We start from the raw sequence: 19,286 nt of genomic DNA on the forward strand, positions 1-19,286 counted from the left end.
ACAATTATAAATGAAGTAGATGCTTGGCAAAATCACAGAAATAATAAGAATGCAAAAATAAATTGGAGATTTACTATTAAGGATTCCAGAATTAAATTAAAAAGATTGTATCCGTCAATTGTTGATTGACATGACACTAGTGCATTTGGGAAATTTATGCAAGACAAAAAATTCTCATTATAAGATGCTACAATGTATATTTTGCCGTTGGGAGCTAATTGCAATAAATGCATATATGAATATAAGGGACCATTAGGTGAATTGAAAGCAATCGTATCACTATTTATTATCACTTTTGAATTAATAATTTGACTTTGGCTACCTGCTAACAAATCAATTTGAAATATTTCAGAAAAATTGTCTGGAGCAAAACCAGAATCTGTATCTCCCAGATAGATAATTGTTCCATCAGGAGAAAATTCTACACTTTGTGCCCATTTACCGTATATAGATATAGGATTTGAGACAATTCCATTTGTATTGTCAAAATCAAATATTTCAAATAAATCTAGCCCTTCAATTGCAACTGCCAGCCTCTTTCCATTTGTGGAAAACTTCAAATCACCTGCACTTGCACTATGATACATTGAAGGGGGTGGTATAGGCTCCTGATGAACAGTTCCTACATTGCTAATGATTGGATTTGGATTTATTCCATTTTTTGTAATAAGGTAAGCATAAAAAGCATTACTATTCCACTGATGTACCATAAGCCAAATATCTTTTCCGTTTGCATGATATACGGCACTTACCTTTTGACAAGCCGGACTAAGTAATAGATTGTTTGAAGAGATTAACCCCCCAAGTCCATTATCCAAATTTAAATCAATTTCGGAATATCGAACACCAATACTTGTAAAATAATAAGGAGTTGTGAAAAAATAATATCTATTTTCATATCCGGGATGAGGAATAAATAAACATTGGCTTGATTCAAAATTTCCGTATAAATTTGTTCCATATAACATAGTGTCAAATGCTGCATTCCATATTAGTTCACCATTACTATACATCAATAAATTACCTTCTGCATCGCTAATGCTTGAACAGCAAATACTTGAAAAATAAAAGTAGTGATATGGTACAGGAGGTATTCCTCCAACAGGACTGCCTGTAACAACAGGAGGAGTAATCAATGATGGTTCACCATTATTAATACTGATAAAAAAATCTACTCCTCCAAGAATCCAATTATTGGTTTCACCTTGAGCAATACCATTTAATGGAAAAATGTATATTAAGCAAAATAATAATAAATTACATACTTTCATAATCACATGATTTAGAAAACTTTGCCAAAGTTATTAAACTTTAGCAATTTGGATTCATAGAAAATGTCAATCAAAAATAATAATGGACTATTTGAAATTTGTACAAACAGCTTTTTTGAAATTCCATATTTGTTGTTAGATACTGTTGATAATTGTACAAATATATGGATATTAAATCAAAGAAGTGATTATGGCTCTTGAATTTCAGATTTATTGTGTCAAAATATCAGAATTCATCTAAAAACTAAAATTTTGTGAAATTTGCTCAATTTATGATGGTTACTCTAAAGGATATTAGTTTTGTAATCAAATCAATATAAGTAGAAATAAATAATTAATTTTTTACAATTTAATGATAGAATTTTTACACTTTTGTAAGTGAAATATTAATGCTTTAAGATATATGATAAAAATAAAACTAAATGTTTTAGGACTTTCAAATAGTCAGAGTCAGTCGGGTGCTTACGCTCTTGTTTTCGAAGAGGAAAACAAAAAAAGGCGTTTGCCAATTATTGTCGGAGCATTCGAAGCACAGTCTATTGCCTTGCAATTAGAAGGCTTTAAAACACCTCGGCCACTTACCCACGATTTGTTTTATAATTTTGCAAATCATGTAAAAGTAAAACTAATAGAAGTTTTGATACATAAGCTTGAAGAAGGAGTTTTTCATTCCTTGATGATTTTTGATACAGGGAAAGAGAAAATGAAAATCGATGCAAGAACCTCCGATGCAGTAGCCCTGGCACTACGTTTTAAATGTCCTATTTTTACATATGAAGAAATTCTGGAAAGAGCAGGCATTTTTGTCGATATTGATAAAGAATCGCAGAAAGCAAAAGCTAAAACTAAAGCTAAAACTAAAGTCAAAAATGATTATAAAAACTATCGTGCCGACGAATTACAGGAAATGTTAGACGAAGCCATAAAAAATGAAGATTATGAAAAAGCTTCTCTTATAAATGTTGAAATGAAAAAGCGGAAGAAATAAATTGCAATTCAAAATTCATAATTACTAATTTACAAAATATATGAAACTCAGCTTAAAACTACTTTTTTTCATAGTCTTAATTATAATTATAAAACCAGCATATCCAAACTTTCAGGACAATAATCAAATCAATGAGGATAGTGTTGAAATTTCAACTACGGTAAATCAGTCTGCCGCCAAGAGTCAAAAAATCTCAGAAAGCAATTCATCAGCAAAATCAAATTTGCTAATAAGCAAGGAGCTGAAAAACAATGAATTTAGTTTTGTTACCATTTTAAGAGGATTGCTTGGCATGATTGTTTTGCTGGCAATTGCATTTTTGTTTAGCACAAATAGAAAAGCAATATCGTGGCGAATTGTGTTAATCGGTCTAAGCATACAGTTACTTATTGCTCTGGGAATACTGTATGTCCCGTTTTTTCAGGCAATTTTTGAATTTGTAGGGCGGCTTTTTGTACTTGTTTTAGATTTTACTAAAGAAGGGACTGCATTCCTGTTCAAATCGTTTGTAAGTGGCGAGATCGAGGTAGCTTTAGTGAATTTTGCAGTACAAATTCTCCCGACAATAATTTTCTTTTCTGCACTGACAAGCGTATTATTCTATTTTGGCATAATCCAAAAATTTGTTTATGCTCTGGCTTGGTTGATGACAAAATTATTGAAGCTTTCGGGAGCAGAAAGTTTATCGGTAGCAGGTAATATTTTTCTTGGTCAGACAGAATCGCCACTCATGATAAAAGCATATTTAGCGAAGATGAACAAATCTGAAATTTTGCTGGTGATGATGGGCGGAATGGCTACACTTGCAGGAGGAGTTTTGGCCGTTTACATAAGTTTTCTTGGGGGAGACGATCCTGTGCAGAGATTGCTGTTTGCCAAACATCTGCTCACAGCATCGGTAATGGCAGCTCCCGGAGCAGTTGTAATTTCAAAAATTCTGGTTCCACAAACCGAAAATATTAACAAAACTATTGAAATTACACGAGACAAAATTGGCAGCAATGTTTTGGATGCTATTTCGAATGGAACGACCGAAGGACTCAAACTGGCAGTAAATGTTGCAGCAATGCTTCTTGTTTTTATTGCTTTTATTGCAATGTTCAATTTTATTTCGGTAAAAATTGGCGATTGGACAAACCTAAATGAAATTATTGAAGAATCCACAAATGGAAGGTATAAAGACCTGTCGCTGCAATTTATTTTGGGTTACCTTTTTGCACCGCTTATGTGGCTAATAGGCATTTCGACTGAAGACATTACTTTTGTAGGCAGATTGCTTGGCGAAAAGATTATTCTCACCGAATTTATTGGATATATCAGCCTCTCGGAACTTAAGGAAGCCGGAGCTTTGCAGGCAAAATCAATAATTATGGCAACATATATGCTTTGTGGATTTGCTAATTTTGCTTCAATAGGAATTCAAATTGGTGGGATAGGATCGCTTGCACCAACTCAACGTGTGTTGTTGTCGAAATACGGACTTCGTGCTTTGCTTGGCGGAACATTAGCTTCTTTGCTTTCGGCAACAATTATTGGAATGATTTTAGGATAATGTCTGATTATCTTCAAAAAGCCAACAATTAAATTGTGAAAAAGTGATTTTGATGTAAAAAATGTAACTTTACAAAAAAGTATTTATATAAATGGCATTGTGTTGATTGAATTAAAATTAAAATGCGAAAATGAATAGTTTGGAACATAAGACATTTAAGAAAAGTCTAATTTCTTTTATAAATCATCCATACATCATAATTGATGAAAACCATAAGATGACCGATTTTCAAGGAAAAATTGATGATTTAATGGATAGCAATGTCTATGAAGTGAATCAGGATATTTTAGATTTGCTACATTCAGATATAAAAAAGATTATTTCACCATTATTGAAAATTTCAAAATCGAAAAGCATAATTACAGAAAGTGAGGTTTTTGCTTTTGATTATAAAAAGGCGACACTATATTTGAAATTGGTAATAAAACCATTGCAGCCAATAACAAACAAAGATGAATACATAATAATTTTTGAAGAACAAAAACTCAATAATATTATTTTTTCAAAAAATAGTATTGAAGCAATCAAACATAAAGACCGTCAATTTCAAGACGACTTGCAAAAATCACCTTTGAATATTAGAGAATATGTTGAAAACTTAGAAACTGCCAATAAATATTTTGAATTTGCAAAGGAAAAAGCCGAAAAAGCCGATAAATTTAAATCGGAGTTTTTGGCAAATATGTCGCACGAAATTAGGATTCCATTGAATGCAATTATCGGATTTTCCGATTTTATTTCAAATGAAGAAATGCCTGTTAAAGACCGTATTGAATATTTGAATATAGTAAAAAACAGTGGAAATACTTTACTTAATCTTATGGATGATGTAGTAAATATTTCTTTAATAGAGTCGGGAAAGTTTAAAATAAATAAAGAAAATTGTCGGCTAAATGCCATGCTTTCAGAGATTTATTCATTCTATGATATTTATAAAAGAGATAATCAAAAAAAGCATATCAGATTAAGTTTAAAAGTTGCAAACAGCGACAAGAATTTTACAATATTGACCGACTCAAAACGAATTCATCAAGTAATTTCTAATTTCATAACGAATGCGTTTCGGAATATAGATAGCGGAAATATTGAATTTGGTTACAGTTTCAAAGACATTAAAACTTTGTTATTTTACATAAAAGATACCGGTCCGGGAATAAAAAAAGAAAATCAGGCATTTATTTTCGAACGGCCAAAAACATCGGAAACAGAAACAACAAAGCTATACGAAGGTTCAGGTTTAGGACTTAGTATTTCGAGAAGCATTATTAATCTTCTTGGCGGTGAAGTATGGATAGAATCAACTTATGGAAAGGGTTCAACTTTCTTTTTTACATTACCATTTGTTCCGATTGAACCTGAAAAACCAAAGGTAAAGGTGAAAAATGAAACAAAAGGCTATATATGGCAGAGCAGAACAGTTCTTGTAGTTGAGGATACATTGTCGAACTATATGTTTATAAACACCATTCTTAAAAAAACCAAAGTTAAGGTTTTGTGGGCTCAGGACGGAGAACAAGCAGTAGAAGTATGCAGGTTAAATTCAAATATCGATGCTGTTTTAATGGATATTCAACTTCCCAAACTTGATGGATTTGAAGCTACAAGGCAAATTAGAAAAATTAAACCTGAACTTCCGATAATTGCACAAACTGCATTTGTGCTTGCCGGAGAACAGGAAAAAAGCTTGCAAGTAGGGTGCAACGATTATATTAGTAAGCCAATCAATAAAAAGAAACTACTTAATATTTTAGATCAGTATTTATAAAAATTAGATTCGAAACAACTTCAGTTCAAAAGAAAATGTTTTTGATAGTTTGTGGTTTTCTATTCAGGAATCTCAAACTGCATTTGATATTTTCCTCCTCGAAGATTGATTTCTGTAATGAAATTTGCTAAATTTTTCCCCATAATTACTATTTTATATTTTTCGTTTTGTAATTCGAAAGATTTAAGTTGATATGGAAAAAAATCGACTTTAAGACTTTGAGTCGGGCTACTTGCCAACAAAGTGAGAGGATATTCCGATTTGTTATAAATTTCTATAGTATTTGTTGTTATTGTATTTGTTTGTGTTAATTCAACAAAAGCCGGGAGTTTTGAATTATTTACATGAAAAATCTCATCAACTTTGAAATCGATAATTTTTTTTACGGCAATTTCGGCATATTCACTATTAGAAAATTTCTTTAGATATTTTACGTAGGCAGGTGCTGTATTAATCTGTCTTACTAAATCCCATTCGTCAAATTCAATTTCTCTTATTTTGGTAATGGCTTCGTTTGCAAAAATAGAATTTGAGTAATTGTATAAAAAATCTAAATAGCCCTCTCTATAATTCAATTCTTTTATTCTTAACCAATAAGCTTCAATCGTTGCATAATTAGTGAAACTTCTCTTTTTGACATTAACTATAGAATCTTTGAAATAGATGTTCATGTATTTTTCAATCATCAGTTCTGACTCTTCTTTTTCTACTTCAAAATCTTCAATAATTACAGGATCTTTTGTGTTAGTTTTTCTTTTAGCATCTTCAATAAACCTCGATTTCGGATGATTTTTCATAAAGTTGTAGAAATCATAAATCTTATTCGATTTTAGTGCAGCTTTCCAATCTCTATTTTCCTCAAGGCGTAGGATTTTTTCTTTTGCAATTTTTGCATAATAACTTGTCGGATATATAGATAAAAATTCGTAATAAGCCTCAATAGTATTAAACGATCTGGTTTTTTCCCATTCAGTTTTTTCATATAATTCTAAAAGGGTTTTTGTTGCCTCTGCATCATATTTACTTTTAGGATGTTTCTTAATAAAATCTTCATAAGCATAGATAGTATTAATACTTTGTGCCTTTTCATATTCCTTTTTAGTGGTGCAAGAAATGAATATGAGCAGTATAACTGGAACAAAAAAACGTAATCTATTTAACATAATCATTTACTATGAGAAAAAATTATTTTGTAAAAATATAACATTTTTGTTACAATCTGAAAAAGAAAACATTTTAGCTAATGCCAGTTTCAACTTTAATAAAGCCTGTTTTCATAGAAGCACAATTAAAAGTAAATTTTCTAAATCTGGTTTCGCAATTTTTTATTTATCTTCGTATTATAAAAAAAATAGAATGAAAAAACTGATTATATTAATTTACTTTTTAGTACTAAACTTTTCAATAGCTTATTCAATAACATTAATTGAATTTGTATGGTCGGGTGCTATTACATCAAATTCTGCTATAGTTGTTGCTAAAGTGCAACCGTTTTGCGAAGGCTTGTCTGTTAGAATTATTGCAACTACTGATTCTAATTTTACATCAGGTCTCATATATTCGGTTGCTAACACCGCAAATTTGATTGAAAACAATTTAGTATTAAAATTTCAAATCAATGGATTGTCTCCATTAAATCAATATTACTATCGAGTAGAAGTTGCTGGAATAATTGATAATGAAAATACTGGTAAGTTTTTTACTTTACCTGAAGAAAATGAAGCTTATAGTTTCAATTTTGCTGCAAGCTGTGGCAATCATAGTGCATCAAATCACCCGGTTTTTGAAGCTATTAAAAATTCGAATCCTCTATTTTTTTTACATACTGGTGATTTTCATTATGGAGATATAGAAAATGACGATATTCAAGCATATCGGGATATGTACGAAAGCAAGATTAGTGGTACACAAAAAGATTTGTATCAAAATGTCCCAATAGTATATATGTGGGACGATCACGATTTTGGTCCAAACGATGCGTGCAGATTATGTGATGGCAAACCGGCTGTTCATCAGGTTTACAGAAATTATATTCCTCATTATCAGCTCGCTGGTGTTGACACAACTCCAATTTATCAGGCTTTCACTGTCGGTAGAGTGAGGTTTATTGTAACCGACTTGCGAACTACTAAAGACCCGGGAAAATGTTCAAATACTAATGTTAGTCATACAAATAGCCCATTTTTCTCTATTGTAAATACCATTACTCCTGATGGGTCAAATAAAACAAATCTTGGAATCGAACAAAAACAATGGTTTAAAGAAGAGTTATTAAGCTCAAGCAGAAACTACGAATTGGTTGTTTGGGTAAGTACAATTCCTTGGATAGGAAGTGGTGCAATTCGCGATCAGTGGTGGAGCTACTCATACGAACGTAGGGAAATTGCAAATTTTATAGAAGACAACTGCATACATAATCTTTGTATGATTGCCGGCGATATGCATGGCTGTGCTATAGACGATGGTTCGCACAATGGCTATTATAATGATACTACAAGCAGTACTGGTTTTGAGACATCTTCGGCACATGGTTTTCCAATATTGCAGGCTGGATCTCTTTCAAGTGGCGGTTCTATAAAAGGAGGTCCATATAGCCATGGCCAAAAAGGGGAGAGTGGACAATTTGGCTATATTTCCATAGTAGATACAGGAGAACAGATTGTTGTAAATTGGGAAGCTCGAAATGTCTATAACCAAGTAGTCGCTGCTGATAGTGCTGGCTTAAATGTAGGTGGATATATCTCGTATTCATTTAGTCCTGAACCAAAATTGAATTTTGAAGAAAATCTTTTTTACATAACTACAAACGACAGCATAATAGTTGAAGGAGGCTCGGGTTTTTCAAGCTATCTTTGGCAAGATGGCTCAACTAATCAATCTATAACTATTTCCTCAGGGGGAATTTACAATTTAAGTGTAACAAATAATTATGGCTGCTTAATGACAGACTCTGTGGAAGTGATAGAACTTAGCACCGATTTTCAAATACTGAATTTGCTTTCCGGTTGGAATCTATTATCTACATATATTGATCCTGCTGATCCTTCTTGTGAAAGTGTATTTTCTCCAATTTTTCAGGAATTGATTTTAATAAAAGATCAATATGGGGCTGTTTTTTGGACTCAATATCAAATAAATATGATAGGAAGTTTGAGCATTGGAAAAGCCTACAGAGCAAAACTTTCGCAGAATGCTGAATTATTTGTTTTAGGTTCAATCGTAGTTCCGGAGAACACACAAATTTTGCTAATAGAAGGCTGGAACTTGATAGGATATCTTCGGTTTAGTCCGGCACCTATTACCGAAATGTTAACCACAATTGTTTCTGAAATAGTTTTAGTGAAGGATGGCTTTGGAAATGTTTATTGGCCACAAAATAACATAAACCAAATTGTGTATATGAATCCAGGGCTGGGCTACGAAATTAAAATGCAAAATGCCGGCAGTTTTTCATATCCACCAAACTTATCGTTATAGTTTTTTCTTAGAATGACAAATATAGATTCTATTATCAAAATTAGAAAAAAGCTTCATCAAAATCCAGAATTGTCTGGAAACGAAAAACTTACCTCAAAAAATATTTTTGATATTATTTCAAGATTTAATCCTTCCGAAATTATTAGAGATATTGCCGGGTATGGGATTGCTTTTGTTTTCGATAGTTCGACACCTGGAAGATGTGTTTTATTAAGATGCGAATTAGATGCACTGCCTATCAATGAAGAAAATGATTTTGAATACAAATCTAAGAATCAAAATTGTTCGCATAGTTGTGGGCACGATGGACATATGGCAATAATGGTAGGCTTAGCTTCTCAAATTCAAAAAAAGCCCCCTTTTTCAGGGAAAATAATTCTATTTTTTCAACCTTCAGAAGAAACTGGAAAAGGTGCGAAACTTGCTATTAAGGACAATAAATTAGAAAACCTAAAACCTGATTTTGTTTTTGCGCTTCACAATATTCCAAAGTATGAAAAAAATAAAATCATTATCAGAGAGGGAACATTCACTTGTGCTTCAAAAGGCATGATAATTAAACTTTTAGGCAAAACTTCACATGCAGCCGAACCCGAAAAAGGAATAAACCCAGCACTTGCAACAAGTAGAATTATTGAAGAATTAATTTCGCTTTCTACCAACAAAGAAACGGCTATGAATTTCACATTGATTACGATAGTACATGTTTTGCTTGGAGAAATTGCTTTCGGAACTTCTGCAGGATATGCTGAAATTAGAGCAACTTTTAGAGCTTCTGAAAATGAAGATTTAGATTTGTTGTGGAAATTTGCGGAGAAACAAATATTTGAAATTGCATATGCTGAAAATTTGAAAGTCGAAATATCAGGTACAGAATATTTCCCGGCAATCGAAAATGATAATCATGCAAATGAATATATTTTAAATGCCGCAATTGAAAACAATTTCGAAATTCAAATGGAGCTTGAACCATTTCGTTGGTCAGAGGATTTTGCGCAGCTTACAAATCGATATAAAGGTGCAATGTTTGGTATGGGAGCCGGTACTAATTGCAGAAATTTGCACGATTCTAAATACGATTTCCCGGACGATATTATCGAATCCGGAATAAAAATGTTTTCTTCAATTTATCAGCAAATTTTAGCTAATTCAAAATTTATATAGAGCTACTATTTAATTCTTGCTCAAAATATTGTTTAATGTCCGTTAACTTAAGAAATGGATATTGCACATTCAAATCCATTGTTTTCTGAAGATACTTTCTAAGGAACATTTTATGATTTTCGGACTCTGGATTGAAAGATCGATGCTTCATTGCTTGAAGTAATTTGTGAATTTCGCTGTTCAATTGTTTTGTTTTATTCTTGAAATATAGTTCATTAAATTTATCCCATATATAATTTATTGCAGTTTTATTCGGATGAACCATGTCTTCATCGTAAAAGCGGTAGTCGCGCAATTCGTCCATAACTATTTCGTATGCCGGAAAATATTCTATTTGACTAAAATTTTTCATAATTTCCGAAATTGAAATAATTAGTGTCGATTTACTAATTTGATTTTCCATAGCTCCATCTTTCCAATGTCGTATGGGACTGACAGTGAATATTATTTTTAAATTCGGGTTAAATTCAAGAATTTGGTTTATTAGTTTTTTGTATGCTTCAACTATATTTTCTACACTTAACAAAAATCTATTGAAATGTTTTGAAGGCATTTTATGACAATTGCTAACAATTTGCTGATTTTCAATTAATTCATATACATAGGAAGTTCCGAAGGTAATAAAAAGAAAATCTGCTTCCTTTAAAAATTCTGAAGATGAATTTATTTTGTCGTTGATCTTTTTTAGACAAATTGTTTTATTTGTATCGGAAAATGAGCTATGGTGAGAAAAACTTATCCATCTTTCGTTAAAATATTTTATATCTTCTTCGCAAAATAGCTTTCTTTCGATTAAATTTTCAAGACTATTTTTCACAGAGAGTGGATTATATATTACTCCAAAAGGATTAATCTCTGTATTAAATTTATATTGGAGAAACTTATTTCCAATATTTTCGGCAAAACAAGAACCTATGAAAACAGACTTATTCTCATGCAAAACTTTGCTATTAGATTTAGGAATTTCAATTATAGTTCTAAAATATTTTTCCATAATAATCAAAAAAAAATTCCCTTCAAATATGAAGAGAATTTTATAATATTTTTCTATTTCAAAGAATAAATTTATCTGATCAAAACAACACTACCTTTTTCAGTTTGTTTGATGCCTCTCATGTCAATATATCGAACTATCCATGAATATGTGCCTTCCGGTGCCACATTTCCGCCTTTTACTTTGCCATCCCAAGGGTGATTATGATTGAAGGTTTCAAATATTTTTTCGCCCCATCTATCGTATATTATCATATGAAAATTGTCAGGGTCTATTCCAATACCTATTGGCATGAATACTTTGTTTCCCGGAAGGTCGCTATTTAGGTTGAACGCTGTTGGGGCATAAAATGTAAACTCATCATCAATATATACATCCATGTAAATTGTGTCTTTGCATAAATCGGAGGTGCTGGCAATAAGTTGTACTTCGAACCTTCCTGTATCAGTAAAACTGTGTTCAATGTCAATTTCTTCGGAGAAGTTTCCATCTCTAAAATCCCAATTTGCGTACATAATATTTTCTGTCAAATTTTGAAAGAAAATATTTGGTCTAATTATGCTGGTACGTTCTTTATCTACGCTAAATCTTGCCTCGGGAATTTCAAAAACTGTTATCATTTCGTTTCTACGGAAAGTTTCTGTACAACCAAATTTTGAAGTTACAGTTAATTGAACATCATATGTTCCAAAATTTTCATAAAAGTGAAATGGATTTTTTGCAACTGAATATCCAAAATCGTCGTTATCGCCAAAATACCAAACATATGTTTGTCCTTCATTCGGACTGTAATCAATAAAGTTCACCTCTAAAGGTTGGCAACCTTCTTTAATGTCCGAATCGAAATCGGAGCCAGGCACTTGCATAACTACAATAGTGATGAAGGAAATTCCTACGGGTGAACCGCAATTATCTCTGGAAAGAATAGTGAAGGTTGTAGTTACTTCCGGTGTTACTATATAAGGACTTTTTATTTCGTAACCAATATCAAGGTATGTTGAGTATGGTCCTCCGTTTCCTCCCTCAACTTCAAAATATATTGCTGTTGAATCGCCCGGACAAATAGAATCTACGCTTGTATATTGATATGAATCAATCTTTGGAAATAAACTTATTTTCACTTCGCTTGAAGGACTTTCGCAAGCGTTGTCATCAACAACATAAACTTCATATATGGTCTCTTCTGTAGGTGAGACTTCGATTGAATCGCCAGGGAATGCTCCATCGTTCCATATATAAGAATATGGAGAAGTGCCACCAATAACCTGTGCTCCAATTATGAAAGTTTCGCCAAGGCACATGGTAAAATTAGGTGTAGAAATTATTGACATAGAGTCTGGTTCGTTTACTACTACTGAAGCAATATATTCGCAAGCATGATTATCATTAATTGTAACAAAGTAAGCTCCAACTCCAATATTATCAATATCCTGCGTAGTTTCACCGTTATAGTTCCATGAGTAAGTATATGGAGGAATACCACCACTTACATCAAGGTCTGCACTTCCATCTGTATCGCCATGACATAATAGTCCAATAATTGATATATTTCCCTCAACAGATGTTGGCGGTTCATTTATCACTACTGAATTTGTAGTTGTACATACACTGTCGTATGTTATAGTAACAGTGTAGGTTCCGGCAGCCATACCAGCAACGTCTTCGGTATTATGGCCAGAGCTCCAGGAAAAGGTGTAATTTCCAGTTCCTCCACTCACAGTTAAATTTGCAGCTCCATCGTTTCCATCATGACATAATACATCAGTTCCAACAACAGTTGTCAACAAATCGGCAGGATTATATGTTTGAAGGGTATATGCCGGAATTATGCAATTATCCTGAGTAATTGAAAGGGTAACACTGTATGAACCTGGATTAGTCCAATTGACTGAATAAGGACCGGCATTGAAACCGGAGACTATATTTGCACCATAGAAATTCCAATCGTATGTTGCACTCGGCGATGCATTTCCGACATAGGTAACTGTAACATCGTCGTTAAAACACACCAGGTCTGAAAGGGTAAAATCTGCTAAAACCTGATAAACATTTACCAAAATAGTATCTTGATTTTCGCAGCCAAATTCTTCAACATTGACAGAATAATAGGAAGTAGCATTTGGAGATACATTAATTGTTTGGTTAGTAGCTCCTGTTGACCATAAATAGTTAGCTCCTGTATTCCCAGCATCCAAAACAACATTTGCTCCATAACAAATAGTGGTATCGTTTCCAAGATCTATTGTCGGTAGCGGATTGATAGTGATAGTTTGAAGTGCTGTATCAGGCCAACCACTTCTGTATGTAATTAAATAAACATCATAATCTCCCGGATAAGTAAAAATATGACCTGGAGTCCATAGTGTGGATGTATTAGCTGCTCCTGATGGAATATCGCTAAAATACCAGTATGCTGAGTCTAATAAAGTTGTATTTGTAATATTGAACATAGTTACATCGCCAATACAAGTATTTTGATAGTCGAATTCAGCAACATTAAAGAAACTTGCAACAAAAGTTGGTAGTCCTTCGTCGCCATGACGACCTTGAAGATAAAATCCATTATTGACATAATTGCAAGCTGTACCGAGGCTATTTGGGAAATTTATTACACCAAGATACATCTGGTCATCTCTGGTAACATAAATTTTGCCATCGTAGGCAAGTTGTAATGCTCCACCATCGCCTCCACTCATATTTCCTACCTCAGTACATGAAGCATTTATTAATGCAGGAGAACCTGCCATTAAATCCCATTGGAAAATTGGGTTTCCCCATCGACGAGAGCCGTAAAGTTTTGTTCCGTCTGATGAAAATTCAACTCCGTAGGCATCTTGAAAAGAGCCTATTGAAGCCGGAGGGAAAAGCACCATAACATTTGTAAGTTGACCTGTTATATTGTTAAAATCATAAAGTTCGTATAAGTCCATGCCTTCAATACCTAGGGCAATTTTGGCACCATCAGGCGATGCTTTTAAATATCCTCTTGTATTTGCAGAATTTCCTGATGGTAGAGTGCCAATACTTGATATTACAGGTGTAGTAGATTGAACTCCATTGCTTGTAACCAAATATGTCATGAAATTCATTGTGCTCCATTGATGCGTAATTACCCATATATCCATGCCATTTGCATGACTTACACCTGTAATTTTTTCGCAAGCAGGTGTAAAAAGCATATTATTTAAACTTACTACTGAGCCGTAGCCTCCTGCAAGATTCATATTTACAGTGGAATATCTTAATCCATCAGTACCAATATTGTCATCTACGGTAAAAATATAATATATATTAGGGTTCAAAGGTTTCGGGATAATTACTGCAGACTGAGTGGATGAGGATGAGCCCATTAAACCTTGCCCATTCATCATAAATACATGTAACGAGTTCCAAACATCACTTCCATCGGTATAAAACAGTAGATTGCCATTTGGATCGCAAATAGTTGCACAACCTTCCTGTGTTTGAAGTTGTCCGTCTAATAGTGCAACCGGCGAACCGGAATTAAAATCGACACCGGCATATGTTCCAAAATACCAAATTGTTCCTTCACGTCCTTGCGAAAACAAGCTAGTAGCAAAAACAACAGTAACTATAAAAGTTAGTATTATGTTTTTCATATTCATAATTTTATTTCAAAAAACCATACAAAAATAAGAAAATATTTCAAATTTTTTTTCTTCAATTCAATATTATGATAGTTCGTACTATCTCAATATCATCAATTAAGCTAAGACGAATGCGATAAATGGAAGTTGTGTATTTAGAAATGTTAAGAAAAATATTTTTTTTGTTAAAATTTTCGGTATAGACCAATTTACCTTTTAAATCAAATATAGCAACATTTTTTATTATTGAAACTTTAGAATTAATAAATAAAAACTCGCTTGTAGGATTTGGAAAAATTGTAATATTGTTGATATAATCTTCTTCTTTTTTCATAGAAATTATTTCATGAAAAACGGAATCGGAAGCAAAACAATTGAAAATATTTGAAACTGTAACTGAAAAATATCCCGGGCAATAAGCATAAATCGATTGTGAAGTTTCAGCATTCGACCACAAATATGATTGAAAACCTGCTCCCGCATCGATAAGTGTTGGGAGATTCTCAACAGAAAAGATAGTATCGCTATCAAATTCAAATTCCGGTACAGGATCGAAATCCACAAAAATACTTCCAAATGAATTTCCGCAAACCGGATGAGAAATTGTTTGCTCATAGATGCCGTTTTCCGTAATCTCAATTGTCTGATTGCTTGAACCATTTGACCAAAAGTAATTTAAGTTAGGAAATCCTGCATCAATAATAATCGAATTTCCTACGCAAACAGATGTGTCATTTCCTAATTCCAATGTTTCTGGCAAAATATAAACATAAATTGAGTCAGTGTATAAAGTGTTGCATTTGTCAGAACAAATAACAAAATAATTTCCTTGATTTTCTATTTCAATAGAAGAAGAAATTTCGTTTGTTGACCATAAATATGAGACAATCGAACTATCAAAAATATTTAAAATCAATGATTCGTTTTCACAAATTATTGTATCATTCGGTAGGCGAAAATCAAGTTCAAGAAATTCTACTTCTGTGAAATCCGTTTCTATACCACAGGCATTTTCTACTGTAACAAAATAAGTAGCAGCTTGACATACAGAGATAGATTGAATTGTTTCTGTGTTAGACCAATAAAAAGTAGAGCCTGAATTTTGTGCGTCTAAAATAATTGTGTCATAAGGGCAAATAGTTGTGTCATCTGCAAGATTCAGAACTATAGGATAGTGTTTCGAAACTGTAACATTATCGTATCCCGAACCACATTGATTCGTAATTAACACTCCATATGTTCCTGCAGAATCAACAACAATAAATGGCAATGTTGAACCTGTATTCCAATAATAGCTGGAGTTTGGATATTCAATATAAATAATCGTTGAATTTCCTTCACACAAATTAATATTTGCCCCTAAATCGAAATCGGGGACTGAGATTGCTTCGATGATTATTGTGTCGAAAAAATTCCCACAACTATTCGATGCAATAACAGAATATGTTCCGGCTATGGAAATTTCTATTTCTTGAGAAATAGAGCCAGTTGACCACAGAAGTTTTGCGTTTGTAGGTTCAATACTTAAAATCTGAGAATTTCCTTCGCACAATTGCTGATCTTGCCCCAGGTTTATGTTCAATAATGTATCGAAACTTACAGTAATTTCGTCATATTCCGTACAATTTGCAACACTTACTAAAACTGAATAGATCCCGGAATTTGCTACAAATATGGAATCAAAAGTTTCGTCAGTACTCCAAAGGAAGGTTGCCGCACCATACAAATTAGAAAATTCAACATTTAAAATTTGTGTGTCGGAGAAACAAACATTTGAAATGTCAAGTCCAAGATTTGGTTCAATTTCATTATATTCAATGAAAATACTGTCGCTCACAGTTCCACAAATGTTTGAAATTTCGATAGTATAAAAGCCGGGCTTATCTACCAAAAATGTTGGTAAACTATCAGTTATCGTATAATTATCGAGTACTGCTGTCCAAAAATACGAGCAGTCGCCATTATCTGAAAAGTCGTATTCTAAAGTTTCGTTCGAGCACAAAACACTTGGATTTTGACCTAATTCTACACTTGGCAGATGGACAATTTCGATAGTTTGATATTGAATTTCGGTAGCCGAAGCAAATTGTGCTATACATTGAATAGTATATGTTCCGGGCGGATATATATAGCAAACATCGGAAAGAGCTGTTGAATGAAATTGAGGCGAATTCGAGGGATAGTTGAAATTCCAAAAAACACTCGAAATATAAGGAGAATTCAATTCAAATTTAGTTGTGTCATTTAAACAACCTGTTTGTATAAAAAAATCTGCCGATGTAAAATGTCCTGCAAAAAATGTTGGTAAACCTTCTTTGCAAATGTTGCCCTGGAGATAGATGGCAGAATCAACATAATTGCAGGAATTTCCCTGAATGTTCGGTTCATCAATCACGCCAAGATATTCCTGCATATTTTTGGCTACATATATTTTGCAATCAATTCCAATTTGGAGAGCTGCCCCATAAGGTCCGGAAATTGTTCCAATTTGTTGAACCGAGTTGATTATATCTGTAGCAGTTCCTGAAAGGTGCCATTGAAAAACCTGATTGCTCCAGCGGCGAGTTCCGTACAGAAAATCGCCATTCGACGAAAATTCAACTCCATAAGCATCAGCAAATCCATTTGTGCCAAGCCAGGACGGTGACTCGATACTCCTGTGGTTCGTCAACTCTCCGGTTGAATTATTAAAATCGTAAACCTCAAATTTATTTTGACCTTCGATTGCTAATGCAAGTTTTTCTCCATTCGCTGAAACTTTCATATAGCCCCGAGCATCAGCAGGAGCTGCAGCTGAATAATCATGCCCTATTTGTGAAATCATGGGGCTGTTAGACTGTATTCCAAATTGATTTATCAAATATGAAACGAAATTCGGATTTCCTCCATAATGAGCAATTATCCAAATGTCAGTGCCATTTTGATGAAGTGCGGCTGCAATTTTTTCACAAGCCGGAAGAAATAGTAATACGTTTTTTTGACTTGGAACAATATCTCCCAAGCCGCCATCTAAATTCATGTCAACAACAGAATATCTCAATCCATAAAAGCCAAAATCGTCTTCAACAGTGAAAATATAATATGTGTTTGTTGACAATGGTTCTTTAACAATTACAGCAGACTGGCTGGATGAAGAATTTCCGAACAAACCAAAACCATTTGGCATTTGATTGTGTAAGGCATTCCAAACGGTGATTCCATCTGTATAAAAAAGCAAGTTTCCGTTTGGGTCACAAATAGTTGCACAGCCTTCCTGTGTATCTAATTGACCACCTAAAATAGAAACCGGACCTGCTGGTGAAAATTCAATTCCGGCATTTGTGCCAAAATACCATATAAAAGCCTGCCCACATTGACTCAAAACAATTTCTGAATTTGTAATTAATATAAAAAAAACTAATATTAACTTTTTTGAATCCATATTTATTTTTAAATCAACTTTCAAAAATAGACATATTTTTTTGTAATTCGTTGCCTTTTGTAATTTCTTAAATATGCAATTGTTTTTCAGAAAAGCTATTTGTATTTTAATAGAGGAATTTTATATAAATTCCGGTAACCAATCGGTGTTCTGAAAAGTTATAAATAATTACTTTTTGATCTTCGCACCCTTTTGAGCTTCTTTGAGTAAGCTGTTTCGCAAAGAATCACAAAGAAGATATTGAGTTTCACAGAGAAAACTTATTGTTAACTTCAAGTTTCAGGCATCGATTAATTACACAGTCCGAAACAAGGAAAAAATTGCATTTTAGAGTTTGCCTAAAAAGCAACAGCTCTAACAAAAGTGTCTTTGTTTTGAGTATTTATCCTCACAAAATAAACTCCAACAGGATATTTCGAAACATCTAATTCTATGTTTTTTGCTTTATTTTTTTCGGTATAAATTAGTTTTCCAATCGAATTGTAAATGTCAATTTTTTCAATTTCAGCAATTTCAGAATTTATGAATAGCTTCTCTTTCACAGGATTTGGGTAAATAGAAATTGAGTTTTCAATTGAGTTTTCTCCAATTGAGTTTGGTCCTACTTTCAGATATGCTTCATCGTAGGCAGAGCAGCCAAATTCGTTGGTTACAATTACTGAATACAATCCTTCTTCAGAAATTTCTATTGATTGAGTGGTTTCGCCATTCGACCATAAATAAGAACTATATCCGCTACCTGCATCAAAAATAGCGGTGGTTCCAAATTCAATTTCTAAAGTGTCGAAACCAAATTCGAAAGTTGGTGATGGATCAACGCTTACAATAATGTTTCCGATAGCATCGCCGCAAATTGGGTCGCTGACTGTAACCGAATACATTCCTGCATCGTTAACTTCAATTGCTTGAATCGTTTCAGAAGTTGACCAAATATAAGTCAGTCCGGGAACTCCAACATCTAAAAGAAGTGTGCTTCCATCGCAAATGCTGGTGTCTGCACCCAATTCTATGCTTGTAGATAAAACATAAACCATAGCCGAATCAGT

Annotated in this window: 11 protein-coding genes; 6 read left to right on the plus strand and 5 right to left on the minus strand. The window is 33.2% G+C overall.

Annotated elements, in window-relative coordinates; translation table 11 throughout:
* The 4 genes from HN894_13695 to HN894_13710 form a co-directional block, all read left to right on the plus strand.
* Positions 1–129, plus strand: a 129-nt coding sequence (locus tag HN894_13695) for an IS630 family transposase (GenBank protein ID MBT7144377.1), incomplete at its 5' end; no start/stop codon positions are given.
* A gap of 1,545 nt (positions 130–1,674) precedes the next feature.
* The gene (locus HN894_13700; GenBank protein ID MBT7144378.1) at positions 1,675–2,259 is read left to right on the plus strand and encodes a bifunctional nuclease family protein; all 585 of its coding nucleotides are present in this window, start codon (positions 1,675–1,677) and stop codon (positions 2,257–2,259) included.
* A 40-nt stretch (positions 2,260–2,299) separates the two neighbouring features.
* Positions 2,300–3,811, plus strand: a complete 1,512-nt coding sequence (locus tag HN894_13705) for a Na+ dependent nucleoside transporter (protein MBT7144379.1) — start codon at positions 2,300–2,302, stop codon at positions 3,809–3,811.
* 130 nt (positions 3,812–3,941) lie between these two features.
* Positions 3,942–5,576: a response regulator gene (locus HN894_13710; protein ID MBT7144380.1), complete on the plus strand. Its 1,635-nt coding sequence runs from the start codon at positions 3,942–3,944 to the stop codon at positions 5,574–5,576.
* A gap of 59 nt (positions 5,577–5,635) precedes the next feature.
* Here HN894_13710 and HN894_13715 read toward each other — a convergent pair whose 3' ends face one another.
* Complete coding sequence (locus HN894_13715) at positions 5,636–6,739, minus strand: hypothetical protein (GenBank protein ID MBT7144381.1); 1,104 nt, start codon at positions 6,737–6,739, stop codon at positions 5,636–5,638.
* A gap of 193 nt (positions 6,740–6,932) precedes the next feature.
* Between HN894_13715 and HN894_13720 the strand changes: the two genes are divergently transcribed.
* Both HN894_13720 and HN894_13725 read left to right on the plus strand, forming a co-directional pair.
* Positions 6,933–9,053: a hypothetical protein gene (locus HN894_13720; GenBank protein MBT7144382.1), complete on the plus strand. Its 2,121-nt coding sequence runs from the start codon at positions 6,933–6,935 to the stop codon at positions 9,051–9,053.
* 12 nt (positions 9,054–9,065) lie between these two features.
* A complete protein-coding gene (locus HN894_13725; protein ID MBT7144383.1) occupies positions 9,066–10,217 on the plus strand; it encodes an amidohydrolase in 1,152 nt (383 codons plus the stop codon).
* Here the strand turns inward: HN894_13725 and HN894_13730 are convergent.
* From HN894_13730 to HN894_13745, 4 genes are all read right to left on the minus strand, one after another.
* The gene (locus HN894_13730) at positions 10,210–11,211 is read right to left on the minus strand and encodes a GSCFA domain-containing protein (GenBank protein ID MBT7144384.1); all 1,002 of its coding nucleotides are present in this window, start codon (positions 11,209–11,211) and stop codon (positions 10,210–10,212) included. The two genes, HN894_13725 and HN894_13730, sit on opposite strands and share 8 nt — an antisense overlap.
* Positions 11,212–11,282: 71 nt before the next feature.
* A complete protein-coding gene (locus HN894_13735) occupies positions 11,283–14,831 on the minus strand; it encodes a PKD domain-containing protein (protein MBT7144385.1) in 3,549 nt (1,182 codons plus the stop codon).
* A 61-nt stretch (positions 14,832–14,892) separates the two neighbouring features.
* A complete protein-coding gene (locus HN894_13740) occupies positions 14,893–18,240 on the minus strand; it encodes a T9SS type A sorting domain-containing protein (GenBank protein ID MBT7144386.1) in 3,348 nt (1,115 codons plus the stop codon).
* 338 nt (positions 18,241–18,578) lie between these two features.
* Positions 18,579–19,286 (minus strand): T9SS type A sorting domain-containing protein (locus tag HN894_13745; GenBank protein MBT7144387.1); only part of this gene is annotated, 708 nt, incomplete at its 5' end.

Source organism: Bacteroidota bacterium, from assembly GCA_018692315.1.
Taxonomy (GTDB): Bacteria; Bacteroidota; Bacteroidia; order Bacteroidales; family JABHKC01; genus JABHKC01.

What these genes read in the sequence shown, in the direction of transcription:
- HN894_13700 (MBT7144378.1), top strand. Translation starts at nt 1,675, where the DNA reads ATGATAAAAATAAAACTAAATGTTTTAGGACTTTCAAATAGTCAGAGT.
- HN894_13705 (MBT7144379.1), top strand. Translation starts at nt 2,300, where the DNA reads ATGAAACTCAGCTTAAAACTACTTTTTTTCATAGTCTTAATTATAATT.
- HN894_13710 (MBT7144380.1), top strand. Translation starts at nt 3,942, where the DNA reads ATGAATAGTTTGGAACATAAGACATTTAAGAAAAGTCTAATTTCTTTT.
- HN894_13715 (MBT7144381.1), bottom strand. Translation starts at nt 6,739, where the DNA reads ATGTTAAATAGATTACGTTTTTTTGTTCCAGTTATACTGCTCATATTC.
- HN894_13720 (MBT7144382.1), top strand. Translation starts at nt 6,933, where the DNA reads ATGAAAAAACTGATTATATTAATTTACTTTTTAGTACTAAACTTTTCA.
- HN894_13725 (MBT7144383.1), top strand. Translation starts at nt 9,066, where the DNA reads ATGACAAATATAGATTCTATTATCAAAATTAGAAAAAAGCTTCATCAA.
- HN894_13730 (MBT7144384.1), bottom strand. Translation starts at nt 11,211, where the DNA reads ATGGAAAAATATTTTAGAACTATAATTGAAATTCCTAAATCTAATAGC.
- HN894_13735 (MBT7144385.1), bottom strand. Translation starts at nt 14,831, where the DNA reads ATGAAAAACATAATACTAACTTTTATAGTTACTGTTGTTTTTGCTACT.
- HN894_13740 (MBT7144386.1), bottom strand. Translation starts at nt 18,240, where the DNA reads ATGGATTCAAAAAAGTTAATATTAGTTTTTTTTATATTAATTACAAAT.